Source organism: Agromyces sp. NPDC058136 (genome assembly GCF_042884375.1).
Classification (GTDB): domain Bacteria; phylum Actinomycetota; class Actinomycetes; order Actinomycetales; family Microbacteriaceae; genus Agromyces.
This window is the reverse complement of the sequence record NZ_JBHVUA010000003.1, coordinates 65,502-91,442: the sequence shown is the minus strand read 5'-3', so window position 1 is coordinate 91,442 and position 25,941 is coordinate 65,502. Positions and strand designations below refer to the sequence as shown.

General features: G+C 70.8%; 20 protein-coding genes. 12 read left to right on the top strand and 8 right to left on the bottom strand.

What is annotated here, in order from left to right; all coding sequences use genetic code 11:
- The first annotated feature begins 179 nt into the window (after window positions 1-179).
- Genes ACFVTX_RS09885 through ACFVTX_RS09875 form a run of 3 tightly spaced genes read left to right on the top strand, consistent with a single transcriptional unit; the run spans window position 180 to window position 3,227 of the window.
- Window positions 180-1,013, top strand: coding sequence for a carbohydrate ABC transporter permease (locus ACFVTX_RS09885; RefSeq protein WP_235511284.1), 834 nt, complete (start codon window positions 180-182; stop codon window positions 1,011-1,013).
- Window positions 1,010-1,867: a carbohydrate ABC transporter permease gene (locus ACFVTX_RS09880; protein WP_386899566.1), complete on the top strand. Its 858-nt coding sequence runs from the start codon at window positions 1,010-1,012 to the stop codon at window positions 1,865-1,867. Before ACFVTX_RS09885 ends, ACFVTX_RS09880 begins: the two co-directional genes overlap by 4 nt.
- 52 nt (window positions 1,868-1,919) lie before the next feature.
- Window positions 1,920-3,227: an extracellular solute-binding protein gene (locus ACFVTX_RS09875; protein ID WP_386899563.1), complete on the top strand. Its 1,308-nt coding sequence runs from the start codon at window positions 1,920-1,922 to the stop codon at window positions 3,225-3,227.
- Between the two features lie 104 nt (window positions 3,228-3,331).
- Here the strand turns inward: ACFVTX_RS09875 and ACFVTX_RS09870 are convergent, their stop codons facing one another.
- Complete coding sequence (locus tag ACFVTX_RS09870) at window positions 3,332-4,297, bottom strand: acetylxylan esterase (protein WP_386899561.1); 966 nt, start codon at window positions 4,295-4,297, stop codon at window positions 3,332-3,334.
- A gap of 110 nt (window positions 4,298-4,407) precedes the next feature.
- Here ACFVTX_RS09870 and ACFVTX_RS09865 point away from each other — a divergent pair, with 110 nt between their 5' ends.
- Window positions 4,408-8,439 (top strand): hypothetical protein, encoded by a 4,032-nt coding sequence (locus ACFVTX_RS09865; RefSeq protein ID WP_386899559.1) that lies wholly within the window; start codon window positions 4,408-4,410, stop codon window positions 8,437-8,439.
- Window positions 8,440-8,497: 58 nt separating this feature from the next.
- On the opposite strand, the gene ACFVTX_RS09860 is transcribed toward ACFVTX_RS09865, so the two are convergent.
- Both ACFVTX_RS09860 and ACFVTX_RS09855 read right to left on the bottom strand, forming a co-directional pair.
- Entirely contained in the window at window positions 8,498-9,217 is a 720-nt protein-coding gene (locus ACFVTX_RS09860; RefSeq protein ID WP_386899557.1) for an SDR family NAD(P)-dependent oxidoreductase, read from the bottom strand.
- A complete protein-coding gene (locus ACFVTX_RS09855; RefSeq protein ID WP_386899555.1) occupies window positions 9,214-10,107 on the bottom strand; it encodes a dihydrodipicolinate synthase family protein in 894 nt (297 codons plus the stop codon). The genes ACFVTX_RS09860 and ACFVTX_RS09855 overlap by 4 nt, the downstream gene beginning before the upstream one ends.
- A gap of 136 nt (window positions 10,108-10,243) precedes the next feature.
- Between ACFVTX_RS09855 and ACFVTX_RS09850 the strand changes: the two genes are divergently transcribed.
- The 4 genes from ACFVTX_RS09850 to ACFVTX_RS09835 all read left to right on the top strand — a co-directional run bounded on the left by ACFVTX_RS09850 (window position 10,244) and on the right by ACFVTX_RS09835 (window position 15,941).
- Window positions 10,244-11,164: an SMP-30/gluconolactonase/LRE family protein gene (locus ACFVTX_RS09850; RefSeq protein WP_386899553.1), complete on the top strand. Its 921-nt coding sequence runs from the start codon at window positions 10,244-10,246 to the stop codon at window positions 11,162-11,164.
- Between the two features lie 26 nt (window positions 11,165-11,190).
- The gene (locus ACFVTX_RS09845; protein ID WP_386899551.1) at window positions 11,191-12,183 is read left to right on the top strand and encodes an acetylxylan esterase; all 993 of its coding nucleotides are present in this window, start codon (window positions 11,191-11,193) and stop codon (window positions 12,181-12,183) included.
- A gap of 96 nt (window positions 12,184-12,279) precedes the next feature.
- Window positions 12,280-13,386 carry a phosphatidylserine/phosphatidylglycerophosphate/cardiolipin synthase family protein gene (locus ACFVTX_RS09840; RefSeq protein WP_386899549.1) on the top strand — a complete coding sequence of 369 codons (1,107 nt, stop codon included), beginning with the start codon at window positions 12,280-12,282 and terminating at the stop codon, window positions 13,384-13,386.
- An 80-nt stretch (window positions 13,387-13,466) separates the two neighbouring features.
- The gene (locus tag ACFVTX_RS09835) at window positions 13,467-15,941 is read left to right on the top strand and encodes an HAD-IC family P-type ATPase (protein WP_386899547.1); all 2,475 of its coding nucleotides are present in this window, start codon (window positions 13,467-13,469) and stop codon (window positions 15,939-15,941) included.
- Between the two features lie 31 nt (window positions 15,942-15,972).
- Here ACFVTX_RS09835 and ACFVTX_RS09830 read toward each other — a convergent pair whose 3' ends face one another.
- Window positions 15,973-16,416 (bottom strand): hypothetical protein, encoded by a 444-nt coding sequence (locus ACFVTX_RS09830; RefSeq protein ID WP_386899545.1) that lies wholly within the window; start codon window positions 16,414-16,416, stop codon window positions 15,973-15,975.
- A 59-nt stretch (window positions 16,417-16,475) separates the two neighbouring features.
- Window positions 16,476-17,855, bottom strand: a complete 1,380-nt coding sequence (locus ACFVTX_RS09825; protein WP_386899543.1) for a pyridoxal phosphate-dependent decarboxylase family protein — start codon at window positions 17,853-17,855, stop codon at window positions 16,476-16,478.
- A 253-nt stretch (window positions 17,856-18,108) separates the two neighbouring features.
- Here ACFVTX_RS09825 and ACFVTX_RS09820 point away from each other — a divergent pair, with 253 nt between their 5' ends.
- Genes ACFVTX_RS09820 through ACFVTX_RS09805 form a run of 4 tightly spaced genes read left to right on the top strand, consistent with a single transcriptional unit; the run spans window position 18,109 to window position 22,040 of the window.
- Window positions 18,109-18,849 (top strand): ATP-binding cassette domain-containing protein, encoded by a 741-nt coding sequence (locus ACFVTX_RS09820; protein WP_386899541.1) that lies wholly within the window; start codon window positions 18,109-18,111, stop codon window positions 18,847-18,849.
- The gene (locus tag ACFVTX_RS09815; protein WP_386899539.1) at window positions 18,849-21,062 is read left to right on the top strand and encodes a YhgE/Pip family protein; all 2,214 of its coding nucleotides are present in this window, start codon (window positions 18,849-18,851) and stop codon (window positions 21,060-21,062) included. Before ACFVTX_RS09820 ends, ACFVTX_RS09815 begins: the two co-directional genes overlap by 1 nt.
- A 46-nt stretch (window positions 21,063-21,108) precedes the next feature.
- Window positions 21,109-21,675 (top strand): TetR/AcrR family transcriptional regulator, encoded by a 567-nt coding sequence (locus ACFVTX_RS09810; RefSeq protein ID WP_386899537.1) that lies wholly within the window; start codon window positions 21,109-21,111, stop codon window positions 21,673-21,675.
- 35 nt (window positions 21,676-21,710) lie between these two features.
- Window positions 21,711-22,040, top strand: a complete 330-nt coding sequence (locus ACFVTX_RS09805) for a DMT family transporter (RefSeq protein WP_386899535.1) — start codon at window positions 21,711-21,713, stop codon at window positions 22,038-22,040.
- Between the two features lie 39 nt (window positions 22,041-22,079).
- On the opposite strand, the gene ACFVTX_RS09800 is transcribed toward ACFVTX_RS09805, so the two are convergent.
- From ACFVTX_RS09800 to ACFVTX_RS09790, 3 genes are all read right to left on the bottom strand, one after another.
- On the bottom strand, window positions 22,080-23,591 hold the full coding sequence (locus ACFVTX_RS09800; RefSeq protein WP_386900372.1) for an amino acid permease: 1,512 nt from the start codon (window positions 23,589-23,591) through the stop codon (window positions 22,080-22,082).
- Between the two features lie 213 nt (window positions 23,592-23,804).
- A complete protein-coding gene (locus ACFVTX_RS09795; protein WP_386899533.1) occupies window positions 23,805-24,074 on the bottom strand; it encodes a hypothetical protein in 270 nt (89 codons plus the stop codon).
- 88 nt (window positions 24,075-24,162) lie between these two features.
- Window positions 24,163-25,932 carry a cation:proton antiporter gene (locus ACFVTX_RS09790; RefSeq protein ID WP_386899531.1) on the bottom strand — a complete coding sequence of 590 codons (1,770 nt, stop codon included), beginning with the start codon at window positions 25,930-25,932 and terminating at the stop codon, window positions 24,163-24,165.
- Between the last annotated feature and the right edge of the window lie 9 nt (window positions 25,933-25,941).

The following is a 25,941-nucleotide window of genomic DNA, read 5'->3' as shown; positions in this document are numbered from 1 at the left end:
ACGTCAGCGTTGACGACTGTGACGACGACGCACAGGGGCCCTGAGACAGGGTCGCCACCTCTCGGGAAGTGAACGCAATGCAGCAAGCCATCCTCGACCGGCCCGCGACACGCGAGACGACCGAGCCGCGATCCGGGCGGCGCTCGACACTCGGTGCGAAAGATCGCACGTTCGGATTCATGATCGCACTCCCCGCGGTCCTGCTCTTCCTCGTGATCGCGATCTACCCGCTCGTCTCGAGCATCGGCACGAGCCTCTACGACCAGTCGCTGCTGCGCCCCGAGCGCACCTTCGTCGGATTCGACAACTACACGGCGATCTTCGGCGAGTTCGTCGCCCGCCTCGGCACGACGCTCACCTTCGCCACGCTCGCGACGATCTTCCCCGTGCTCCTCGGCGTGGCGCTCGCCGTGCTCCTCAACGCGCGCATCCGCGGCCGCAACATCCTGCGGGGCACCCTCATGCTGCCGTGGCTCCTGCCCGGCGTCGTCGTCTCGTTCCTCTGGGCGTGGATCTTCAACGACAGCTACGGCGTGCTGAACCACCTGCTGACCATGGTGGGACTCCCCGAGGTGAGCATGCTCGGCAATCCCACGGGGGCCATGGCCGCCGTGGTCATCGCGAAGACGTGGCACTCGTTCCCCTGGATCATGGTCGTCGCGCTCTCGGTGCTGCAGACCCTGCCGAGCGAGCAGCTCGAGGCCGCGACCATCGACGGCGCCACGCGCTCGCAGCGCTTCCGCTACATCTCGCTGCCGCACATCGTCGGCCCGGTCGCCCTCGTCGCGACGCTCGAGTTCATCTACAACTTCGGCAACTTCGACACGATCTTCGTGATGACGGGCGGCGGACCCGGGGATTCGACCACGACGCTCGCCGTCAGCCTCTATCAACTCGCGTTCGGCAGCTACGAGCTCGGCAAGGCCTCCGCAATGGGCGTGCTCTGGCTGATCCTGCTCGCGATCATCTCGAGCGCGTACCTGCTGCTCAACCGACGTCTGGAGAAGCGATGAGTCACGGCCGCGACATCGGAGAGGCGATCGTTCGCCCGAGGCTGTCGATCCCGGGGCGCGTCGGGCTGATCCTCCTCGCCCTCTTCGGACTGCTGCCGGTGTACTGGCTGACGTCCACGGCGTTCATGAAGAAGGAGGCCGTCTTCGCACTCGACCGGCCGCTCTTCCCGGTCGACCCGACCCTCGAGAACTTCATCGGGTTCTTCCAGAACGACGCCCTGCTGCAGAACCTCAGGAACAGCTTCATCGTCTCGACGGGCACCGCGGTGCTCGCCGTGATCGTCGGCGCCTTCATGGCCTACTCGCTCTCGAAGTTCCGTTACTCCGGGCGCAACGCGATCATGTTCATGTTCCTCATCGGGCAGCTCATCCCCGGGGCGCTGCTGCTCATCTCGCTCTACCTGATGCTGAGCTCGGTCAACCTGCTCTACACCTACACGGCGCTGATCATCTCGTTCACGACGTTCACGCTGCCGCTGACGGTGTTCCTCCTGAAGGGCATCATCGACGGCCTGCCCGACGACATCCTCGAGGCTGCGAAGGTCGACGGCCTCTCGCGCGTCGCGACGATGTTCAAGATCGTCGCGCCGCTCATCGTGCCGGGCCTCATCACGGCGGCGATGTTCGCCTTCATGCGCGGCTGGAGCGACCTGCTCTTCGCGCTCACGCTCGCGGGCCCCGACAAGCAGACGCTGCCGGCCGGCCTCACCCAGGCGTTCATCCGCGACGGCACGGCCGATTGGCCCGCGCTCATGGCGGCATCCCTCATCACCTCGCTGCCGCTCGCGATCATCTTCATCCTGCTCCAGCGCTACTTCGTCTCCGGCCTCGCGTCGGGGGCGGTCAAGGGCTAGCGAAGATCCACCGAACCGATTCGACCCACACCACGACGAAGGAGCATCCCCAATGAACCTCTCGACCACGCAGCTCAGCCGCCGCGCCTTCCTCGGCGGCGGCACGGCACTCGCCGCGTTCGGCGCGCTCGCCCTCGCCGGCTGCGCCACACCGGCCGCGCCCGGAGCCACCGCCGGCGCGAACGCCGCGACGAAGGCCAAGACCATCAACTTCTACGGCAACTCGCTCGGCGAAGAGGCGCTGAAGCCCGCGTGGGAGGCGGTGCTCAAGGACTTCTCCGCTGCTGAGGGCGTCACGGTCTCGCCCGTCACCTACCCCTACGACCAGGCGGCGACCCAGCTCGCCCTCACCGGTCGCTCGGGCAAGCTGCTGGGCGTCGGCCAGTCGGGCGGATGGCAGGTGCTCACGCCGATGAACGTGCTCGCCGACCTCACCGACCTCGCGAAGGGGCTCGGCATCCCGCAGGGCGTGCTCGACGCGTACACGATGGACGGCAAGCTCCTCGTGATGCCGCTCACGGCCGCCGGCATCGGCATCATCACGAACGGTGAGATCGCCAAGAGCGTCGGCATCAAGTCGGGCATGACGATCGAGCAGTTCGCGACCGCGCTCGAGAAGATCAAGTCGCAGGACTCCTCGCTGATCCCGTACGCGGCGGTCACGAAGAACCCCGACCTGAAGGACGCCACCCACTGGATGTGGGGCTTCGGTAGCCCGGTCGTCACCGACGACTTCGAGTGCACGATCGGCGACAAGGAGAGCGTGAAGGCGATCACCTGGTACAAGTCGCTGCAGGACGAGGGCCTGACCCAGGCCAACGTCGCCCGCAGCGACGCGCGCATCCTCTTCGCGAGCGGGCGCGCCGCCCTCTACGACGACGCCCCGCTCGCCTCGACGTTCGTGAAGACGAACGGTGCCGCGCAGAACATCATCGACAACATCGGCGCGATCTCACGGCCCACCGCCGGCGGCAAGGAGTCGTACAACCGCGCCTGGGGCAGCGGCCTCTTCGCGAGCGCCGGCGAAGGCGAGCTCACGAGCCGCGACTTCATCACCTACGCGGCGACGAACGTCGAGGCCGCGACGGCCTTCTACAAGCAGTCGGCCGTCGCGCCGGCCGCCAAGTCGGTCGCCGACCAGATCCCCGAGCTCGCCGCAGACAAGTTCCAGACCGCGTTCCGCACCGAGGTCTCCGAGCACGCGCGCGGTGCCGCGTGGGACCGCGTGCCCGTGACCGCGCAGATCGACACCGCGATCGGCGCCGGCGTCGCGAACATCCTCGCGGGCCAGGTCGACGTGCAGTCCGGCCTCAACTCCCTGAAGAAGGAAGTGCAGGACCTGCTCGACGCGAACACGTGATGCCGTGAGAGCCGGCGGCCTGCGGAGGGACCCGCAGGTCGCCGGCATTCGGCGCGCCCCGAGGCATCCGCTTCGAGACGGATGCCTCGGCGACCGCCGTTCGCTCAGGCCAGTCGGTCGTCCGGGAGGGCGAAGAAGTCGGCGGCATCGAGCCGCGCCGCTCGCTCGGAGGCTGCGGCGACGGGCCCGTCGAGGTGCCCGTTCGCCCGGACGGTGAGTCGCTTCTCGCCCGCGAGCGAGTGGTAGACGGCGAACTGTCCGCGCGGGTCGACGGCGGGGTCGAGCACCGCAGCCGCCACATGCGCCGGGATGCGGATGCGCCGCGCCGCCACCGCCGCATCGAAGTAGCCGAGCACCGCGCGCGCCTCGGGGTGCCCGTGCAGGTGCCGGCGCACCGCCTCGCCGCTGCCCGTGCAACGGCGGGTGAGGCGGATCGCGTGGTGCCCGAAGCTCGGCACGTCGAACGAGGCGCGTCGGAAGCGTGCGTCCCACGGCAGGGCCATCGCCCCGATGCCGCCGCCGAAGCTCCCGCCGCTGAAGTCGAGGGCACCGGAGGCCGCGGGCGCGGCGTCGAGCAGCACGGTCGCGGCGCGCCAGACGTCGGCCGCGGCGAAGCGGTGCGAATAGGTGTCGCGGTGCGCGATGCCCGCGAGCACGTGCTCGTCGGGGAGCGCCGGGAAGCGGCTGGAGGTGTTCGGCGGCGTGCCCGGCGCCGCCGGGAAGATCGCGGCCGTGTCGGCGGGGACCTGGTCGAGGTCGGGGGCGCTGCGGCCCCCGTAGCCGTGTCCGATCACGAGGCCGCGCCGCACGAGGCCTCCGTCGCGCGGCACCACCAGGAACGCCACCGCCCGCTCGGCCGCGGACGAGTCGAACCGGATCTCCGTCACGTCATGCGTCGCGGTGCCGGCAAGCTGCCGCTCGGGCTCCCACGCGACGGGCCCGGCGCCGAACTCGTCGAACGTGCTCCGCCAGAACCGGTCGAAGTCCGCCGGTTCCTCGGGCGGTTCGGGCGCGGTCATCAGGGCGGTGAGCGAATACTCGGTCAGTTCTTCTGGTCGGTTCTGGGTCACCGCGTGTTCCTCTCAGGGCGAGTGCATGCTCGACGCTAGCGCCACCGCTGACAGCATGGCCATTGACACTCTCGCATAACGCATGCATCATTTGCATCATGGATTCAAGGATGAGCCCAGCGGCCGACGACGACGCAACAGCCGAGGAGGAATCACGGGTCCACGACGACTCGGGTCTGTGGAGCCGGCGCTCCGCGCTCCGGTTGCTGCTGGTCGCTGGCGTGCTGCCCGCGGTCTTCGGCGGCCATCCCGAGGCGGCCGCAGCGGATCCCGGGTTCAGCAGCGCGAACGGGGCGTACGCCGACGCATTGCGCCGACTGGACAAGCCGAACCTCTCGCTCACCCGAGTCGGGCGCCTGACCGGGCCTCGCCATCGGATGACCTTCTTCCAGGCGAAGTGGGACGGTGGAGAGACCATCGTCCGCGATCTCGAGATCAAGCACGACGGCCGGTGGCTGTCGCTGACCGACCCCGAGCACCGCTTCGACGAGCAGTGGGTCGTGCTGGCCGGGACGCTGCCCTCGGGCAGCGCGCCCGAGCTGTACGGGCCGTTGCAGCCGAGCTGGCTGGGCTTCACCTCGTTCCGAAGCCTCGGCCCGAAGGCGATCGAGCTTCGGACCAGCACCGACGACGTGGAGCTCGTCGTCAACTGGCGGCTCGACGGCGACCAGCCCGAGGCGCACTACGTGCTGACGGCGAAGACGGCCGGCGACTACCTCGTCGGCTACCAGAGCCAGGATGCACGGGGTCTCGACGATCTCGACGAGGTGCTCTGCGGGTCGTACCAGCACGCGCTCTCGGTGCTCGACGGCTCGGCTCCGCTCGGCGCATGGGAGCTGTTCGCGCCCATGGCGCTGACCCAGTACGACGTCGCCGACGTCGCCGTCACCTCGGGGATCTACCTTCCGGCAGAGGTGGCGGAGTTCGTGCACGAACGACAGCTGATGTCCGATCGGCAGCCCTACGGGATGAGCCTGCGCAACGACAGCCTCGACGTCGTGCCGAGCATCTACGCGCCGCAGCCGGGCCTGCGGACGGCGATGGCGGCGGGCGAGAAACGGGGCTTTGCGTTCGGCCTCGCAGCACGCGCCGGCACCCTGTACGAGACGTACACCGCCTTGTGCCGGGGCGAGTACGGCCTGACGGCGTACCGGCAGAACGTCTACGAGCGATCGTTGACCGATGCCGTGCACGCGATCACGGAACTGATCGCCATCGAGCCCGACGGCGACGACTCGGTCGACTACATCCCGTCCTACTCCGGGTGGTGGAACCGGGCAAAGGGGTTCGCGGATGTCGAGAACGAGGACGCCGTCCGGGCTGCGGCCAGCGGCGTGCTGCTCTCCGCCCACTACCTGACCGGCACCTCGGAGGGGACGCTCTACGAGCGTCGCGCCCGACCGGCGCTCGAGTTCCAGCTGTCGCGCAAGGGGATCGGGCACTCGCCCGTCATCGGCGGCTCCGTGTACAACGACAAGACGCAGTACCGGATCGGGAGGATCCCGACCGATGCGGTGAACCTGGCTGCGCTCTCGCAACTGACCCACGGCCGCAACGCGGGCATCCAACGACTGGCCGTGCAAGCCACCAAGGCGGGGGTCGTCGGGCAGAGCCGGGCACCCTTCGCCACCGCGTTGGCCACCTATCAGGTGACCGGAGACCCGGCCTACCTGGCCGAGGCGACGCTGATCGGCAAGCGATACGTGCAGGAGGAGATCCTCACGCCGTATCGCGGCAACGGGCAGCCGCCCGGCGGCTTCGCCTACAGCTTCTCCAAGTACTGGGTGGACCTGCTGGTGCTGTTCGAGCTCACGGGGGAGGCCGAGTTCCTCGACGGGGCGTATCGGGAGGCCCAGCGATTCATCACCCAGACCGCCGTCCGGCCGGTGCCGGACCAGACCGTCACCGTGCCCGAGGGCCACGTGGTCGTGCAGCAGTACGACTGGGAGACGCGATCGTCGTTGCCGTCCTATCCGACCACCGGAGTCGCCACCGAGACCGTGCCCGCGTGGTACGTCTCCCCGACCGGGCTGACCTTCGAGGCGCTGTCGTCGTTCAAGCTCGGCGTGAGCTCGTTGACCGATCCCGGCGGCGGATACGTCTTCAACCCGTGCTGGGCCGGAGCGCTGCTGCGCCTGGCGCATCACACCGGCGACCCGCTGCTGGCCGACGTCGCGCACAACATGGTGATCGGCCGCTTCACCACCTATCCCGGCTATTACAGCCGGCAGTTCCAGGTGGCGCAGATGAAGCCCGACTTCGCCACGAGCGGCCCCGTCGGCATCACCGGCTACTACTTCCACCACGCGCCCGCGCAGCTCGGCCTCGCGATGGACTACCTGATCAGCGAGAGCTTCTACCGGAGCTCGGGGCAGATCGACTTCCCGCACGCCTTCGAGGCCGACTTCGCCTACTTCAAGTACTTCGCCTACGGGCACGCCCCCGGCAGCTTCTTCGGCGAGGAGGGCGTCTGGCCGTACTTCCCGGCGGGCCTGATCTCCCTCGACAACCCCCTGATCAACTGGATGGCGGGGGTGGGCGACGACGCCCTGTACGTCAGCCTCACCAACTCCTCGGCCGACGCGCAATTCGTCGTCGTCGACCTCACCGGTGACCTCACCGGGCTCTCGGCGGGCGATGCCCCGGCCGTCGAGGTGGTGGCCGCCGACGGCACCCGCTCGTCCACGACCGCCGCGGGCGGGCGCATCAAGGTCCGCGTGCCCGGACACGGGCTCGTCGCACTGGTCGTGAGGGGCGTGACGGTCGAGCGCCCGGCGCTGCCGTTCGACGACATCGTCGACCACGGCTCAGACAGCTTCCACGAGGTCGACACCGACCCGGGGACCGACTACGGCCTCGCCCGCGGCGTGCTGCTCGTGCGACCCGGGCGCCCCGGCTACGACGCCTACGTGCAGATCGACACCGAGCAGCCGGCCACTCTCCGCTACCGGATCGGCGACGGGGCGGTGCAGCAGGCGGCGCCGAAGGGCTACCCGTACGAGTGGACGATTCCCGTCGACTCGTCGGCCGACGCGTTCAGCTACGCGATCACGGTCGGATCGGTCACCACCGATGAGGTCACGCTGCGTGTGCCGGGCCGCATCAGCGGCGCCGATTCCGGCGTGACCGGCGACGTGGTCGCCCAGGCCACGAGCACGGCCGGCGACCGCGTGCCGCTCGTCATCGAGGTGCGGAATGCCACCGACGAGCCGTTCGCCGGGGAGGTCGCCCTGGCCCTGCCCGACGGCTGGCAGCTCGACGGCGGCGCGCCGACCGTCTCGGTCCCCGAGCACGGAATCGCCAGGGTGGAGGCCGCAGCGATCGTCGCGGCGGGCGCCGCGCCCGGCGAGGTCCGCATCGAGGCGGCCGTGTCGCCCGCCGACGGCGAACCGGTGGAGCTGAGGCCGGCTGCGATCGACGTGATCGACAGTCGCCGGCTCGTGTCGCTGACCAGCGACACCGCGATCGTCAGCGGCCCGGGGGCGACGGCACGACTGACCGCCCTGGTGATCAACACCGGCGTCACGCCGCTGCGGGCCAAGTTGGCCCTCTTCGGCGTGACCGGGTGGAGCGTCGGCCAGAAGGAGGTGGTGATCGAGGTGCCCCCGCGCTCCGATCTGACCCACACGTGGACGGCCACGGCCGGAGCGGCCGTGGTGCCGGGGTCGACGAGCCGGTTCGAGGCGCGGCTCGACGGCACCCTCCGCCGGGGCGTGCTGGTGCGGGTCGCCGACGAGGGCGTCATCGCCCACACCCAGTCGCCGTGGCCCGGGTACCTCGAGACCGGGTTGTGGTTCCCGAGTGGACTGACGGGTTGGAACGGCACCCGGACGCGCTACAGCGACACCGGGTCGGTCGGCAGCACCGTGACCTGGCAGGTCGACCTGCCGGAGGCGGGCGAGTACCGGGTCTCCGTCTGGTACCCCACGAATCCGGCGACCACGACCTCGGCCGCCTACGTCGTCGAGCATCAGGCGGGCAGCACCGAGGTCGTCGTGAACCAGCAGGAGGGGGCCGCGGCCTGGCGCCCGCTCGGCACCTTCCGGTATGCCGCGGGCGCGGTCGGGGTCGTGCGCCTCGAAGTGCGCAGCACCGCGATCCACCGCGTCAGCGCGGCGCAGTTCGTCCGCGTCGGGAACTGACGGCGATGCCTGCCGGTCGGGTGCCTCGAGCACTCGGCCGGCAGGCGGTCGCGGAGGCTCAGATCCAGCGGTCCCGCAGCGCCGGTTTCAGCCAGGCGGCGGGGGACGAGATCGACAGGCCCCCGTCGACCGGGATCGTCGTCCCCGTGACGAACGAGGCAGCCGGCGAGCCGAGGAAGGCCACGACGGCGGCGACCTCCTCGGGCCGGCCGATCCGGCCGAGCGGGTAGCCCTCGCTCTCGCCGGTGTCGGTCGCCGAGATGCTCCCGGGCGCGACGGCGTTGACGCGGATGCCACGCGGGCCGTACTCGAGCGCGAGCTGCCGGACGAGGCCCTCGACGCCGGCCTTCGCCGCCGCGTAGGCCGGTACTCCCGGAGCCGCGAGCGACGCGTTCACGGAGGTGACCGCGACGATCGAGGAGCCGTGCGCGAGCCGCGGCAACGCGGCGCGGGACACGAAGAACGCCGAGTCGAGCGTCGCCCCGAGGGCGCCGTGCCAGTCCTCGTCGCTCGTGGCGTCGGCGCGGTCGATCGGCATCCGGGCGGCGGCGAGCACGACGATGTCGAGCCGGCCGAGCACCTCGGCGGCGTCGGCGACGGCCTGGTCCGCGGCGTCAGCGCGGCTGCAGTCGGCGATGACGTACCGCTCGAAGGCCGGGTCGGCGGATGCCTCGAGCCCCACTCCGACGACGGCGTCGCCCTGTTCGGCGAAGGCGCTGGCGATCGCGAGCCCGATCTCGGAGGTGCCGCCGATCAGCAGCACGCCGCGACGGGTCACACGCGCACCGCGGTCGGCAGCCGCGGGAGCTCGAGCTCGTCGATGACCAGATCGACGGCGGCCCTGCTGCCGGCGTCGAGCCGGGCGGCCGGGTAGCGCACGGTGGCGTGGTCGATGATGCCGCGCGCCACGAGCACCTCCTTGTGCACCGCCCACGCGATGCCGCCCTGCAGACCCACCAGCACGAGGGGGAGCATACGGCGGAACCCGGCGCGCGCCTCGTCGACGCGCCCGGTGATGAACTGCTCGAGGACCGGGGCCAGCAGGTCGGCGAACTCGCACGCCGGCATCGTGCCGACGGCACCGCGCGCGTACTCCTCGAGGCAGAACTGCGCGTTCTGCCCGCCGAGCACCGCGAAGTCCGCGTCGCCGATCGCGTCGACGACGGCGCCCACCTTGGGCGCGGTCGGCGGCGCCTCGATCTTCACCGAGTCGACCCCGTCGAGGCGGGCGAGCTCGGCGATGAGCGCGGGCGGCATCGCGACCCCGGTGACGCCCGGGGCATCCTGCACCATCACGGAGAGGGTCGTTGCGGCGGCCACCTCGCCGTAGAAGTCGATGAGGCTGGCAGCCGGCGGCTTCACCATGAACGGCGGCAGCACCATGAGTGCGTCTGCGCCGCCCTCCTGGGCCATGTGCGACTGCTCGATCGACGTCGCGGTCGAGGTGCCGTTGACGCCGGCGATGACGGGCACGCGGCCGGCGACCAGTTCGACGACGTCGGCGAGGATGATCCGTCGCTCGTCGGCCGTGAGCGCGAAGCCCTCGCTCGCCATGCCGAAGACGGCCACGCCGTCGACGCCGGACGCGAGCTGGAATTCGACCAGTCGTCGCAGGCTGGCGCGGTCGAGTGCGCCTGATTCGTCGAACGGGGTGGCAAGAATCGGCATCAAGCCATGCAGCGTCGGGGCCATCGGCCAGTTCCTCACTTCAGCGTCGTTGCTTCCGTCAGTCTCGCAACTGACATTCATATTGTGAGATAGCCTGCCACATATCGGGTACAGCCACCACCGAAGGATGACACGGATGTCGAGTTCCACGCCCTCACGAACCGTCGAGATCATCTCTCACGAGCGATACGTCCAGGCCGAGTCGCCCCGGTGGGACGGACGCGACGGCAGCCTCGCCTGGATCGACATGTCGACGGGGTGCTTCCACCGCGGTCGCCTCGAGGCGGGCAGGGTGGTGCCCGGGCCCGTCGTGCACGTCGGCGCCCGGATCGGGGCTCCCGTGCCGCTCGCCGCGCCGGGAGCGGGGTGGGCGGTCGCCGTCGACCGTGGTGTCGTGCACGTGGCCGACGACGGGGCCGTCACCCCGATCGCCGTCGACATCGCGTCGGGCGACGACTACATGAACGACGGCGGCGGCGACCCAGCCGGCCGCTTCTGGGTGGGCAGCCAGTCGATGCCCCGCCGGCCGCACTGCTCGCTGTGGAGCATCGACGCCGAGGGAGTGGCCACCGAGCGGCTCGACGGCGTGACGGTCTCGAACGGGCTCGCCTTCGATCGCACCGGCGAGACGCTGTTCTACATCGACACCCTTCCGAACCGGAGCATCGAGGCCTTCGACGTCGCGCCCGACGGCCGCCTCGGCAATCGGCGCACGGTGTGCCGGGTCGAGGGCGGCAACCCCGACGGCCTCGCGATCGACCTCGAGGGCATGCTCTGGGTGGCGGTCTGGGATGCCGCCGAGGTGCGCCGCTACTCGCCGAGCGGCGAGCTGCTCGAGACGATCGCGCTTCCCGCGAAGCGGCCCACGGCCGTCGCGCTCGTCGGCCGGCTGCTGGTGATCACGACGGCGAGCGTGGGCCTCGATCGGCCGACCGCGGCGGACGGGGCGCTGCTCGGCGTCGAGGTCGAGGTCGGCGGGGCGCCGGCGCTCCCGTGGCGAGGTGCGCCGCCGACGATCGATGCCCGATCGTCGCGCGACGCGGCTTCGATACGCTGAACTCTCCGCCGAGCGAAGGATGCCCCGTGCCACGACTTGACGCGCCGATCGACGAGCTGCGCGACTCCCGCCCCGCGATCGCCGAGCCGGCCGACTTCGACGCGTTCTGGGCGGCGACGATCGCCGAGTCGCGCGCACTGGCCCGCCCGCCGCGGCTCGAGCGGGTGGCATCGCCGCTCACCGCGGTCGAGGTGTACGACTTCGAGTTCAGCGGATTCGCGGGCGACCCCGTGCACGGGTGGTTCCTGGTGCCGGCGGGCACCGAGGGTCCGTTGCCCGCGGTCGTCGAGTACCTCGGGTACGGCGGCGGGCGGGGCCTGCCGCACGAGCGGCTCGGGTGGGCGGCATCCGGCTATGCCTACCTGCTCATGGACACACGCGGGCAGGGGTCGGTGTGGGGCACCGGCGGTGCGACGCCCGATCCCCACGGCACCGGCTCGTCGGCGCCCGGGTTCATGACGCGGGGCATCCACGACCCCGCCGCGTACTACTACCGGCGCGTGTTCACCGACGCGGTGCTCGCGATCGACGCCGTGCGCAGCCTCGATCGTGTCGACGCCGCGCGGGTCGCCGTCACGGGCGCCAGCCAGGGTGGCGGCATCTCGATCGCCGCGGCCGCGCTCGCCGAGGGGCTCGTCGGGGCGATGCCCGACGTCCCGTTCCTCTGCCACTTCGAGCGGGCGGTCGGCCTCACCGATCGTGACCCGTACCAGGAGATCGTGCGGTACCTCGCCGTGCACCGAGGGGCATCCGCGCGGGTGTTCGAGACGCTCTCGTACTTCGACGGCGCGAACTTCGCGAAGCGCGCCCGGGTGCCGGCGCTGTTCTCGGTCGCCCTCATGGACCCGGTGTGCCCGCCGTCGACGGTGTACGCCGCGCGCAACCACTGGGGCGCCGCCGACGAGGCGACCGTCGCCGTCGCCGAGATCGTCGAGTACCCGTTCAACGAGCACGAGGGCGGTCAGGGCGTGCAGTGGCAGCGTCAAGCGGCCTGGCTCGCGGCGAGGCTCGCGGGCTGAGCGCCGCCTTCGAGGGATCCGGGGCATCCCTGATCCGGTGCGCCGAGGCGAGGAGTACACCGGAAGCTGAGTGAACCTCAGTGAAGGGGGTGCGTCATGCCTCTGCGCATCGGCGGCATCGAGTTGTTCATGGGGCCCAGCTCGGTCGGCGGTCCCGACGATCTCGACCTCGCGATCCGCGAGTTCATCGCGGGTGCGAAGCACAGCCTCGCCATCGCGGTGCAGGAGATCGACTCCAGGCCCATCGCCCAGGCCATCCTCGACGCGAAGCAACGGGGCGTGCGTGTTCGCGTCATCCTCGAGGGCGACTACCTCACCGAGGAGACGGCGCTCGCCGACCCGTGGAACAGCCTCGGCGCACACGAGGAGAACCGCACCATCCACGGCGCGCTCCTGAAGGCGAAGGTCGACGTCATCAGCGACCTGAATCCGAAGATCTTCCACCAGAAGTTCATCGTGCGCGACTCCGGCAAGACCAAGGCCGCCGTGCTCACCGGCTCGACGAACTTCACGCACACCGACACCGGCACGAACGCGACCTCGGGCCGGGGGAGCGGCCAGAACCTCAACCACATCGTCGTGCTGCACGGGCAGCGCGCCGCGACCGAGTACCTGCGCGAGTTCGAGCGGATGCGCTCGGGCACCTTCGGCGAGCTCCACGAGCGCGTCGAGCCCAGGCCGAAGGAGTTCGGCCTGCCGGCGGTGCGCGTGAAGCCGCTTTTCGCACCGCGCCACGGGCCCGAGATGGAGATCATGAAGCAGATGCTGAAGGCGCGGGAGTCGATCGACTTCGCGATGTTCACCTTCGCGCAGTCGTCGGGGATCGACGACACCATGATCCGACTGCGGCCGCTCGTGCAGCGGATCCGCGGCGTGCTCGACCGCGACCAGGGCGCGGCGAAGTGGGCGGCGACGAGCGACCTCGGTCACGGCGACGTCGAGCTGTTCGCCAACAAGCGCGGCACGGGCGTGCGCAAGCTCCACCACAAGCTCATGGTCATCGACGAGCGGCTGCTCATCGTCGGCAGCTTCAACTACACCGAGCCCGCGAACACGCTGAACGACGAGAACATCATCGTCATCGGCGACCTCGAGGAGCAGGATGCCGCGGCGGAGGCCGCGCAGCGCCAGCTCGCCGCGTACGCGCTCACCGAGATCGAGCGAATCGTCGACGAGCTCGCGACGCCGGTCGTCGTGCCCTGATCCGCCGGGCGGGATCCCGATCGCCTGACCCGGGAGCGCGCCGCCGGGTGGCGAGCGGTCGCGTGTGGTGGGATGGCCACGTGGACCCCACGACGGCGACGAACACCGGACTCACGGCGGCCGAGGTCGCCGCGCGTGCGGCCCGGGGCGAGACGAACGCGTTCGAGAGTCCCACGAGCCGGAGCGTGTGGAGTATCGTGCGCGCGAACGTGTTCACGCTTTTCAACGGCATCATCCTCGCCTGCTTCCTCGTGCTGCTGCTGATCGGCCGCTGGCAGGATGCGCTGTTCGGGTTCAGCGCCCTCGCGAACACGATCATCGGCTCCGTGCAGGAGTTCCGCGCGAAGCGCGCGCTCGACCGGCTCGCACTCATGCACGCGCCGCACGCGCGGGTCGTGCGCGACGGCGCCGAGCAGGAGATCGCCCTCGCCGAGGTGGTGCTCGGCGACCTGCTCGTGCTCCGGGCCGGAGACCAGGTCCCCGCGGACGCCCGGGTGGAGGCATCCGAGCGCCTCCAGCTCGATGAGTCGATGCTCACGGGGGAGTCCGATCCCGTCGACAAGGGCGTCGACGACGCCGTGCTCTCGGGGTCGATCGTGATCGGCGGCGGCGGCACCGCGGTCGTCGACAAGGTCGGCGCCGACTCGTTCGCCAACACCCTCTCGAGCGAGGCCAAGCAGTTCTCGCTCGTCGCCTCCGAGCTGCGCAGCTCGATCAACCGGGTGCTCGGCTGGGTCGCGTGGATCATCGGGCCGGTGAGCCTCCTCGTGCTGAACGCGCAGATGGTGTCGCGCGGCGGGTGGGCCGAGGCGATCGAGAGCGGGGCGTGGCAGGATGCGGCGGTCGCGGCCATCGCGGCGATCGTCGCGATGATCCCGCTCGGCCTCGTGCTCATGACGAGCATCGCCTTCGCCGTCGGCGCGGTGAAGCTCGCGAACCGCAAGGTGCTGGTGCAGGAGCTCGCGGCCGTCGAAGGGCTCGCCAGGGTCGACCTCGTCTGCCTCGACAAGACCGGCACGCTGACCGAGGGCGACATCGTCTTCGACGCGGCGCACCCGCTCGGCGTCGCCCCGCCCTCGGCGTGGGAGGACGTGCTCGCCTGGTACGGCGCCGAGCCCGAGGCGAACGCCACGGCGCGGTGCCTCGTCGAGCCCTATCCCGTGCAACGGGTGCTCGAACCCGAGGCGCGCATCGCGTTCTCCTCGGGGCGCAAGTGGAGCGCGGTCGGGTTCCCGGGCGCCGGCACCTGGGTGCTGGGCGGACCCGAGATGGTCTTCGCGGCGCCCGACGACGCGCGATCGGCGTCGGCGCCCTCCGCGAGTGCCACGACGGCGGATGCCACGACGGCGGATGCCACGACGGCGGATGCCACGACGGCGGATGCCGCACCGCACGCCGAGCTCCGCCGGCGGGCCGCCGAGCTGGCCGCCACCGGTCGCCGCACCCTCGTGCTCGCGCACAGCCCCGAGGAGCTCACGCCCGAGCGGGCGGAGGCGGAGCGGCTGCCGGGCGCGCTCACGCCGGTGACCCTCCTGACCTTCCGCGAGAGCGTGCGATCCGACGCCGCCGAGACGCTCGAGTACTTCGCCGAGCAGGGGGTCGCGGTGCGCATCATCTCGGGCGACAACCCGCAGACCGTCGCCGCGATCGCTCGCGAGGTCGGCGTCGACGCGGCGCAGGGGTTCGACGCCCGCGAGCTCCCGACCGACCCCGACGAGCTCGGCGAGGTGCTCGAGGAACACCTCGTGTTCGGCCGGGTCACCCCGTCGCAGAAGAAGGACATCGTCACCGCGCTGCAGAAGCGCGGCCACACCGTCGCCATGACCGGCGACGGCGTGAACGACGCGCTCGCCATCAAGCAGGCCGACATCGGCATCGCGATGGACTCGGGTTCGGCCGCGACGAAGGCCGTGGCGCGCATCATCCTGCTCGACGGGCGGTTCTCGCGACTGCCCGGAGTCGTCGCCGAAGGCCGCCAGGTCATCGCGAACATCGAGCGCGTCTCGATGCTGTTCCTCACGAAGACGGCATACGCGACGGGGCTCGCGGTGATCTTCGGGGTGATGCTCCTCGAGTTCCCGTTCCTGCCCCGCCAGCTCTCGGTCACCGACGGGCTCACGATCGGGATCCCCGCGTTCTTCCTCGCCCTGATGCCGAACCGGCAGCGCTACCGTCCGGGGTTCCTGCGCCGGTCGTTGAGCTTCGCGATCCCTGCGGGCATCGTGATCGCGCTCGTGCTCGCGCTCTACAGCCGGATGGCCCTCGATGCGGGCATCTCGCAGGCCGAGCTGCGCTCGGGCTCGACCCTCATCCTCGGCATCGTCGGGCTGTGGGTGCTCATCGTGCTCTCGCGTCCGATCGACGGCCTGAAGATCGTCATCATCGGCGCGATGATGGTCGGCCTCGTACTGATCTACGCGATCCCGGTCGTGGCCGACTTCCTCGAGTTCGTCGACCTGTCGCTGACCACCGCGCTGCTCGTGATCGGGGCCTCCGTGCTCGCGATCGCCGGCATCGAGGTGGTGCGGTTCGTGCATCGCCGCACGGCGGCGTGACGCGCAGACTCGGGCGCGCGGCGAGCCGTCGTCAGGCGGGCGGCGGTGACGCGCGCCGCGCGTGACGGAAGAACGCCGCGCCGCGTCCGGCCCACATCGCGAGGACGACGAGGGCGGCGACGACGCCGCCGACGACGAGCGTCCACATCGACGAGGCATCCGTCGGATGGAGCGCGAAGTCGACCGCGGAGACGACCACCGAGAGCGACACGAGCGCCGTCACGAAGATCCGGGCCGAGTTGCGGCCGCGCGTGAGACCCGAGCCCATCGCGATCGTCAGGAGCCCGATGAGGATCATCAGCGTGCCCCAGAGCGTGATGGCGAAGGCGTCGCCCGAGCGGTGGATCTCGTCGTCGTACCGCAGCAGGATCAGCACGAGCCCGGCCAGGATGTCGAGGATGCCCGAGATGTAGGCGAGCACCACGATGGCGATCATCCGCTTCGGCATGCGCGGTCGTCGAGCCTGCTCGCTCATCTCGCCTCCCCCCGCGCCGGCGACGGCGCTCGGATACAGCCTATGAGCGCGGACCGCGATCAGCGCATGCTGTCGAGGATCCCCACCAACTGCTCGAACGTGGTCATCGGGTTGATGATCGCGAATCGCGTGTTCGGGCGCCCCGCGTGCGAGCTCGGGGTGACGAAGGCGCGCTGCTCGTCGAGGAGCTTCGCCGACCAGCGCTCGTAGTCGTCCATCGTCCAGCCCTCGCGCTCGAACACGACGATCGAGAGCTGCGGGTCGCGCACGAGCTTCAGCTCGGGGCGGGTGCGGATCTCGGCCGCGATGCGCTGCGTGAGCTCGAGGGCGTTCGTGATCGCGGCGCGGTACGCGGCGGCGCCGTAGGTCGCGAGCGAGAACCAGAACGGCAGGCCGCGGGGGCGACGGGTGAGCTGCACGGCGTAGTCCGACGGGCTCCAGTCGGGCTTGCCGGTGAGGGTGTCGAGGTACTCGGCGTGCTGGGTGTGCGCGCGACGGCCGATCTCGGGGTCGCGGTAGATGAGCGCGCACGCGTCGAACGGGGCGAAGAGCCACTTGTGCGGGTCGACGATGACCGAGTCGGCTCGTTCGACGCCCGCGTACCGGGCGCGGGCGACCGGCGAGAGCATGCCGGTGAGGCCGTAGGCGCCGTCGATGTGCAGCCAGAAGTCGAACTCGTCCTTCAGTGCGGCGATCGAGGCGACGTCGTCGACGATGCCGAAGTTCGTCGAGCCGGTGGTCGCGATGACGGCGAACACGTCGTCGCCGTGCTCCTCGAGGGCGGCGCGCACGGCGTCACCGCGGAGCATCCCGTCGTCGCCTGCGGGGACGAGCACGACGTCGACGTCCATGACCTTCGCGGCCGACTTGTTCGAGGAGTGCGCCTCGCTCGAGCAGACGAGCTTCCATCGGGCGGGCATCTCGCGCCCGGCAGCGGTGCGCTTGTCGCGCGCGGCCTCGCGTGCGGCGACGAGGGCGGAGAGGTTGCCGATCGTGCCGCCCTGCACGAACACGCCGCCGGCGCCGGCGGGCAGCCCGAACTCGTTGGCGAGCCAGGTGAGCACCTCGTTCTCGGCGTGCACGGCGCCCGAGCCCTCCATCCAGCTGCCGCCGTAGAGGCTCGACGCCGACACGACGAGGTCGAACGCCATGGCCGCCTTCGTCGGCGCCGCGGGAATGAACGAGAGGTACTGCGGGTGGTCGATCGTGATGCAGGCGGGCGCGAGCACGTGCTCGAAGATCGAGAGCGCCCGGGTGGCACCGATGCCCTGCTCGTCGATGGTGCGGCCGGCGAGGCGCGTGAGCTCGGCCTCGGTCTCGGGCTTGTCGAGCGGGGTGTCGGTCGAGAGGAGCCGGCGCCGTGAGTAGTCGAGCACGAGGTCGACGATCGCCTCGGTCTCGCCGGTGACGGCGTGCATGCGGGTGGGGTCGAGAGTCATGGCGGTCTCCGGCGGTACGGCCTGCGGTGGACGGCCGGCGTTCACCGGCGAATCAAGTGTGAACACCGATGCGCGACTTCGCAAACTTTCGGCAGGCTGTCACGGATTCTCGCGCGATTCGTGCGCCTGAGGCATCCTTGCGCATGAAACATGCGCTCAGCGCGCGATGCACGCAAGCAGGGGAGTGGGGCTGCTTGCGAGATGCCATCCACCGATCTAAACTGACTGGTCAGTACAAAACGAAGGATGCAACGTGCCGATCATCGTGCGGGCGCATGAACTCGCCCTCCACTCCAAGCGCGGCCCCGTCTACGGGCCCGTCTCGCTCGTCGCCGACTCCGGCCTCACCGTCGTCGCCGGCCCCGCCGGCAGCGGTCGCACGAGCCTCCTGCTCACCCTCGCCGGGCGCATGAAGCCCTCGAGCGGCCACCTCGAGACCCTCGGCTACGATCTGCCCCGCCGGGCACGGCCGGTCCAGCGCGCCACCGCGATCGCCGGCTTCCAGGGCATCGACACCCTCGAGGAGTCGGTCACCGTGGGCGCCGCGATCCGCGAGCGCGCCGCGTGGCTCTCGCCGTGGTGGGCGTTCATCCGCCGCACCGACGAGGCCGAGCTGCGCCGCGTCCTCGGCCCCGTCTTCGGGGAGGTGCCCCTGCCCGACGTCGACACCCTCATCTGGGACCTCGACGAGGTGCAGACCGTCCTCCTCCGCATCGCCCTCGCGATGATGAGCGAACCCGAGGCCCTCTTCTTCGACCAGATCGAACAGCTGCAGTCGCCCGAAGCGCGCCGCACGCTCTGGCACCGGCTCGACGCCATCACCCGCGCGGGCACCGCCGTCGTCGCCTCGGCGGCCGCCCCCGACCTCGAGCTCTGGGCCGAACTCGGCCTCGCCCCGCACATCGTCGACCTCACTGCGGCGCCGGGCGAGGCATCCGATTCCTCATCGCAGGGCGACACGCTCGCCACCGACCTCATCCTGGAGCACGCCTGATGTTCGCCTTCCTCTCCTCCGGCACCGAGCTGCGCCGATTCCGCAAGGGCGTGCTGCCCAAGATCGCGCTCGTCGTGCTGCTCTTCATCCCGCTCATCTACGGCGCCCTCTACCTCTGGGCGTTCTGGGCACCCGACCAGGAGCTCAAGAACCTGCCCGTCGCACTCGTGAACGAGGACGCGGGCACCTCGATCTCGGGCGAGCGGCTCAACGCCGGCGACGACCTCGTCGAGGAACTCACCGACCGCGGCGACCTCGGCTGGCAGCTCACCGACGCGGCGGATGCCTCGACCGGCGTGCAGGACGGCGACTACTACTTCTCCGTCACCATCCCGAAGGACTTCTCCGCGAATGCCGTCTCGGTCGCCGACGACGAGCCGACGCCCGCGACCGTCGAGGTCGAGTACAACGACGCGAACAGCTTCCTCGCCTCGACCATGGGCAAGCAGGCCATGGTGCAGCTGCGCGACACCGTCGCCGAACAGGTGAGCAAGCAGACCGCCGACACCATGCTCGTCGCGATCGGCGAAGCCGGTGACGGCGTCCGCCAGGCCGCCGACGGCGCGGGCACCCTCGCCGACGGCGTCGCGACCGCGAACGACGGAGCGGGCAAGCTCGTCGTCGGGCTCGGCGACCTCACCACCGGTGCGGGCGCACTCGACGCCGGGGCGATCCGCCTCGCCGACGGCTCCGGCACCCTCGCCGACGGGCTCGACCAGCTCGCCGCAGGTGCAGGCACGCTCTCGAACGGCACCGCGACCCTCGCGAACGGCCTCGGCCAGCTCAGCGCCGGAGCCGGCGACCTCTCGAGCGGCGCGAGCCGCGTCGCCGCAGGAGCGGGCGAACTCTCGGGCAGCATCCGCGGCGCGGCATCCGGCTCGACGCAGCTCGCCCAGGGTTCGCACCTGCTCGCCACCGGAGCCGATCAGCTCGCCGCCGAGACCGCGACCCTCGCGGGCGGCAGCGCCGAGCTCTCCGACTCGCTCGCGAAGCTCGTCGCCGCGATGGAGGCCCACCCCGAGGTGCCCGCGAGCGCCTACCTGGCCTCGCTGCAGCAGATCGAGAGCGGCGCCGTGGCGCTGAACGACGGCGCCCAGGCCGCGCTGCCGAAGGTGCAGGGCTACGCCGCGAACTCGACCGCGTTCGCCGGCAAGGTCGACGAGCTCGCCGCCGGTCTCAACGCCGGCGCCCCCAAGGCCGCCGAACTCGCCGCGGGCGCAGCCCAGGTGAGCGGCGGCGCGACCACCCTCGCCCAGAAGTCGGGGGATGCGGCATCCGGCGCATCGACCCTCGCGGCCGGTGCCGCGACCCTCGCCGGAAAGTCGGGCGACGCGGCAGCAGGCGCTTCGACCCTTGCGGCCGGCGCCGCCCAGCTCAGCAGCGGCACCGGCGACCTCGTCGACGGCACCTCGCAGCTCGCCGCGGGCGGCACCGCCCTCGCCGACGGCACCGGCAAGCTCACCGACGGCAGCCGCACCCTGGCCGACAAGCTCGACGAGGGCGCCGAACTGGCGCCCTCGATGAGCGACGCCGACATCGACGCGAAGGCCGAGGTCATGTCGGCCCCGGTGCAGCTCGACGAGAGCGCGAAGAACGAGGCGACGAGCTTCGGCGAGGGCTTCGCCCCCTTCTTCATCGCCCTCGCGACCTTCGTCGGCGGGCTCATCATGTGGCTCATCCTCCGCGCCCTGCCCACCCGGGCGCTCGCCGCCTCGGCGACGGGCCTCCGCGCCGTGATGACCGGGTTCCTCCCGGCCATGGCGATCGGCCTCGGCCAGGTCGTGATCATGGTGCTCGTGCTCGTCTACGGCATCGGCCTCGAACCCGAGTACTGGCTCGCGACGAGTGCGTTCATCTACCTGGTGACGCTCGCGTTCCTCGCGCTGCAGCAGATGTTCATCATCGTGCTCGGCACGGCCGCGGGCCGCGTCGTCAGCCTCGTGCTGCTCATGCTGCAGCTGAGCTCGTCGGGCGGCACCTACCCCGTCGAGACGACGCCCGAGTTCTTCCAGGCGCTGCACCCGTTCATGCCCGCCTCCTACGTGGTCAGCGGTCTGCGCGAGCTCATCACCGGGGGCGTGGACTCTAGACTGTGGCTTTCGGTGCTCGTGATGGTCGGCATCCTCGTCGGCTCGCTCGCCATCAGCGCGTGGAGCGCCGGCAAGCAGCGGATGTGGAGCGTCAGCCGCCTGCACCCCGAGCTCGCCATCTGAGCGAGCGACTGTCCGACCTTCCGACCTTCCGACCCGAGGAGTGATCATGGCCCGCGCGAACACCACGAAGCGCGCCATCCTCGACGCCGCGCTCGAGCTGGCGGCGACGAAGGGCATCACCGGCACGACGATGGACGAGGTCGCCGAGCTCGCCGGGGTCGCGAAGGGCAGCCTCTACTACAACTTCAGCTCGAAGGACCAGCTGTTCGAAGCCATGCTGCAGGAGGGGGTCGGCGCGCTCGCCGACTCCCTCCGGGCGGCGAAGGGCGAACTGCGCGGCTGGCCCGCGATCGAGGCGCTCGTGCGGGTGCTGCTCGACCGCATCGCGGCGAACGCCTCGCTCGCGAAGCTCATGGCGTCCGAGATCTTCCGCACCGACCGGGCCTGGCAGGAGACGCTGTTCGCGCTCCGGCACGAGGCGCTCGCGGTGTTCGAGTCCGCGATCGACGAGACGGATGTCCCGGAGGGCCGCGCAGGCATCATGGCGTCGAGCGTGTTCGGGGCGGTGCTCCTCGCCGGGCTCGAATGGCTCGTCTTCGAGCCCGAGCGTTCGCGCGACGAGGTGACGGCGGGCATCCTCGCGACGCTGCACGGCCCTTCGGCGGTCGAGTAGCGAAGCGGGTCGAGACCCCTGCCAGACTTCTTCCCATGGCCTGGCTCTTCCTCTCGCTCGCGATCGCCTTCGAGGTCGCGGCGACCAGCTTCATCGGCAAGACCGAGGGCTTCACGAAGCTCTGGTGGACGATCGGGGTGCTCGGCGCCTACGCCGTCTCCTTCGCGTTCCTGGCGCAGGCCGTGCGCGAGCTCGAGATCGGCATCGTCTACGCGATCTGGTCGGGCGTCGGCACTGCGGCGATCGTCGCGATCGGCGTGCTGTTCTTCGGCGAGAGCCTGACCGTGGCGAAGCTCTTCGGCATCGGGCTCATCGTCGCCGGCGTGATCGTCCTCAACGTCTTCGCCGCGCCGGCGCACGGCTGAGCGAGCCGGGCGCCTCCGGCGCCCGGGCGTCTGCAGTGCCTACTCGTCGTCGTTCCGGCTGCCGAAGCGGGGCGGGTTGTCGACCGCGGGGCGTTCGGCCACCACGGGGAACGCGCCCGTGTGCCCCTCGCGTTCCTTCGCGGCCGCGGCGATGCGCCCGCGGAACGCGAACCAGCCGATGACGAGCAACGGCGGCAGCGCCAGGCTGCAGAGCAGCACCCAGCGGCCCGTCTCCGAGAACGCCATGGTGACGAGCACGAACGCGAGGAACACGAGCGTGAGGTATCCCGTGTAGGGAGCACCCCACAGCCTGAACGAGGGCCGCTCGATCCGACCCTGTTTCGCCCACCGGGCGAGCTGCATCTGACAGAGGATGATCGTCGCCCAACCGCCGATGATGCCGATCGCCGCGACCTCGAGCACGATCTCGAACGCCTGCGACGGCACGATCGCGTTGAGCCCGACGCCGAGGAGGGTGATGACCGCGGTGAGCAGGATCCCGCCGTAGGGCACACCGGAGCCGCTCATCCGTTCGGTGAAGCGCGGCGCAGAACCGTTCACCGCCATCGAGCGGAGGATGCGACCCGTCGAGTACAGGCCGGCGTTGAGCGACGAGAGCGCGGCCGTCAGCACCACGAAGTTCATGACCGAGGCCGAGACCGCGGCCGCCTCCTCCGAGCCGAGGTGCGAGAAGAACGTCACGAACGGCGACTCGCCCGCCTCGTACACCGTGTACGGCAGCAGCAGCGAGAGCAGCAGGATCGAGCCGAGGTAGAAGACGGCGATGCGGAGGACCACCGTGTTGACCGCCTTCGGCATGACCTTGCGAGGCTCGGCCGTCTCACCGGCCGCCGTGCCGACGAGCTCGATCGCCGCGTACGCGAACACGACGCCCGAGATCGCGAGGATCGGCGCGACCGCGCCCATCGGGAACCAGCCGCCGTTGTCCGCGATCACCGAGAACCCGGTCGGGCCGACGTCGGTCTGCCCGCCGAACACGATGAACACGATGCCGAAGACGAGGAACAGCACGAGGGCGGCGACCTTGATGAGGGCGAACCAGAACTCCATCTCGCCGAACATCTTCACCGAGACGAGGTTCAGCGACAGCACCACGACGAGGGCGATGAGGGCGATCACCCACTGCGGGACGGCCTGCAGCGGCGGCCAGTACTGGGCCCAGAACTTCACGTACAGGGCCGCAGCCGTGACATCCACGATGGAGGTGAACGCCCAGTTCAGGAAGTACAGCCAACCCGCGGTGTACGCCATCTTCTCGCCGTAGAACTCGCGGGCGTACGAGACGAACGAACCCGAACTCGGGCGGTGCAGCACCAGTTCGCCGAGCGCCCGCAGGATGAGGAACGCGAAGAACCCGCACACGGCGTAGACGATCAGCAGCGAAGGACCCGAACTGTTCAGACGCCCGCCCGCGCCCATGAACAGGCCCGTGCCGATCGCGCCGCCGATCGCGATCATCTGGATCTGCCGAGCCTTGAGCGTCTTGTGGTAGCCGTGCTCCTCGTTCGAGAAGTCCTGCACGGCGAGCATCTCGTCGCCGACACGCTCCCGATAGTTCTCGAAGTCGTCGGCCGGGTCGTGCTCCGGGATGTGGTCGGGCGTGTGCTGCGTCGTCATCGTGCTCCCCCTCCACCAGGGCGGTCACGGTGACGGACTCGTCACGTCTGCGACCTCCGGCTTGGTCACACGATACGCTCGCGACGGTTTCGTGCGCGAGAGTTTCGCGCGGGTTCCCTCGAGCCGTCAGGCGGCGCGACGCGCGCGTGCCGGCTGGGCGAACGTGGCGCGCATGCGGTCGTGCGTGCGATCCGCAGCGCGGTGCTGGGCGCGGCTGCGGGCGCGCACCCGCTCGGACCGGGGCGGCAGCGCGGTGACGACCGGCGCCTCGAACTCGTCGGCGATGCGGCGGCTCGTCGAGTTCGGGCGCAGGTGGTTCGACTCGCGCGGGCAGACGCACGCCAGGCGGGTCTCCTCGCCGAGCGGGCCGAACACGAATTCGAGATGGCGGGCCATGGCGCTTCCCCTTCCTGACGCAGAACAGATGGCTCTGCATGAGAGATGCGCGCCGGGGCCGATCATGACGCGGGTCGGCGGGATCCGTTCAGGCGCCGTCGCGGCCCTTGAGTTCGACGCTGATCTGCTCGGCGTCGAGGTCTTCGAGGGCGGCACCCAGGGCGGCTGCGCTGAAGCGCCCCTCGTCGCGCGCGTCGAGGAGGGCGGCGCGCTCGGCCTCGATCATGCGCAGCCGCAGGCGGCGCACCGTCTCGGGGTCGACTCGGCGCTCGGATGCCTCGGGGCGGCTGCTCCGCGTCTCGCCGTCGACGCCCGCGGCGACGGCGTCGGACTCGTCCGTGGCATCCGTCTCACCGGCGCCCTCGTCGTTTGAGATCTGCCAGGCGGCGCGCATGCGCTCCGCGATCAGGCGCGACTGGGCATCGCCCGACTCGGCGAGCTCGTGCATCGCGGCCGCCCGCAGGAGCTCGCGGAGCTCGCGCCGTTCGGCGGCGCCCGCGCCCGGGTCGCGCGCGGGGATCAGCCAGCGCACGAGCCAGGGGAGGGTGCTGCCCTGCACGAGGAGCGACGTGACCGCGACGAGGAACGCGATGAAGACGAGCATCGACCGGTTCGGGGTGTCGGCGGGCAGGGTCTGCGCGGCGACGAGGGTGACGACGCCGCGCATGCCCGCCCACACGATGATCGTGCCGTCGCGCCAGTCGAGCGACTCGTCGACGAAGTAGTCGATGTCGGCGACGCGGCGGCGGAGCATCGTGCGGAACCGTGCCGACCTGGCGTGGTCGGGCGCGCGCCCGGCGCGGAGGGCGAGCGCGGCGGTGTCGGTGGGCAGCGACTGCAGCCGCTCCTTCACCTGCGCACCGCGCTGCGCGCGCCGCCCGAGCGTGCGGATGAGCGGCGCCACGTACGCCGCCCGGATGAGGGTGACCGCGACGAGCGCGATCGCCGCGATGCCGACCGCGCTCCAGGTGCCGGAGTGCCCCCGCTCGACGTCGTCGATGAGCGCCGTGAGCTCGAGGCCCATCACGAGGAACACGGCCCCCTCGAGCACGAGCTCGACCGTGCGCCAGTTCGCCACGTCGGAGAGCCGGTGGCGCGGGCTCAGGAACTTCGCCGCACCGCGCCCCGTGATGAGCCCGGCGACGACGGCGGCGACGAGCCCCGAGGCGCCGAGCAGTTCGGCAGGGATCGAGGCGAGGAACGGCATCGTGAACGAGACCACGGTCGCCACCGTCGGGTTCGAGATGCGGGCGCGCACCCGCAGGCTCACCCAGCCGACGACCGCGCCGATCGCGCCCGCCACGGCGACCGAGTAGATGAAGGTGGCGGTCACGCCCCAGATCGTGACGGATGCCGCGACGCCGGCGATCGCGGAGCGCAGCAGCACGAGCGCGGTCGCGTCGTTGAGCAGGCTCTCGCCCTCGAGCATCGCGACGACCCGCGGCGAGACGCCGAGCCGCTTCACGATCGAGGTCGCGACGGCGTCGGTCGGGCTGACGATCGCGCCGAGGGCGATGCCGAGCGCGAGGTCGACCCCGGGGATGATCCAGTGGAACAGCAGCCCGAGCAGCACCGAGCTCAGCACGACGAGCACGACCGAGAGGCCGCCGATGGCGCCGAAGTCGCGGCGGAACTCCATGGCCGGCATCGACACCGCCGCCGAGTACAGCAACGGCGGGAGGACGCCGGCGATGATCCACTCGGGGTCGATCTCGATGGGCGGCACCGACGGCAGCAGGCTCACGAGCAGGCCCGCGACGACGAGCAGCAGCGGGGCCGCGACCCCGAGCTTCGGGCCGATCGCGGTCGCGGCGGCGATGGCGAGGAGCGCGAGCACGCCGGCCAGCAGCAGGTCCATTCGCCCATT

Bases quoted from the DNA above. Each gene is read 5' to 3' on its own strand.
- ACFVTX_RS09850 (WP_386899553.1), top strand. From the start codon at position 10,244: ATGTCGAGTTCCACGCCCTCACGAACCGTCGAGATCATCTCTCACGAG.
- ACFVTX_RS09885 (WP_235511284.1), top strand. From the start codon at position 180: ATGATCGCACTCCCCGCGGTCCTGCTCTTCCTCGTGATCGCGATCTAC.
- ACFVTX_RS09875 (WP_386899563.1), top strand. From the start codon at position 1,920: ATGAACCTCTCGACCACGCAGCTCAGCCGCCGCGCCTTCCTCGGCGGC.
- ACFVTX_RS09815 (WP_386899539.1), top strand. From the start codon at position 18,849: ATGTTCGCCTTCCTCTCCTCCGGCACCGAGCTGCGCCGATTCCGCAAG.
- ACFVTX_RS09865 (WP_386899559.1), top strand. From the start codon at position 4,408: ATGAGCCCAGCGGCCGACGACGACGCAACAGCCGAGGAGGAATCACGG.
- ACFVTX_RS09805 (WP_386899535.1), top strand. From the start codon at position 21,711: ATGGCCTGGCTCTTCCTCTCGCTCGCGATCGCCTTCGAGGTCGCGGCG.
- ACFVTX_RS09790 (WP_386899531.1), bottom strand. From the start codon at position 25,932: ATGGACCTGCTGCTGGCCGGCGTGCTCGCGCTCCTCGCCATCGCCGCC.
- ACFVTX_RS09830 (WP_386899545.1), bottom strand. From the start codon at position 16,416: ATGAGCGAGCAGGCTCGACGACCGCGCATGCCGAAGCGGATGATCGCC.
- ACFVTX_RS09800 (WP_386900372.1), bottom strand. From the start codon at position 23,591: ATGCTCGCCGTGCAGGACTTCTCGAACGAGGAGCACGGCTACCACAAG.
- ACFVTX_RS09825 (WP_386899543.1), bottom strand. From the start codon at position 17,855: ATGACTCTCGACCCCACCCGCATGCACGCCGTCACCGGCGAGACCGAG.
- ACFVTX_RS09880 (WP_386899566.1), top strand. From the start codon at position 1,010: ATGAGTCACGGCCGCGACATCGGAGAGGCGATCGTTCGCCCGAGGCTG.
- ACFVTX_RS09810 (WP_386899537.1), top strand. From the start codon at position 21,109: ATGGCCCGCGCGAACACCACGAAGCGCGCCATCCTCGACGCCGCGCTC.
- ACFVTX_RS09855 (WP_386899555.1), bottom strand. From the start codon at position 10,107: ATGCCGATTCTTGCCACCCCGTTCGACGAATCAGGCGCACTCGACCGC.
- ACFVTX_RS09795 (WP_386899533.1), bottom strand. From the start codon at position 24,074: ATGGCCCGCCATCTCGAATTCGTGTTCGGCCCGCTCGGCGAGGAGACC.
- ACFVTX_RS09840 (WP_386899549.1), top strand. From the start codon at position 12,280: ATGCCTCTGCGCATCGGCGGCATCGAGTTGTTCATGGGGCCCAGCTCG.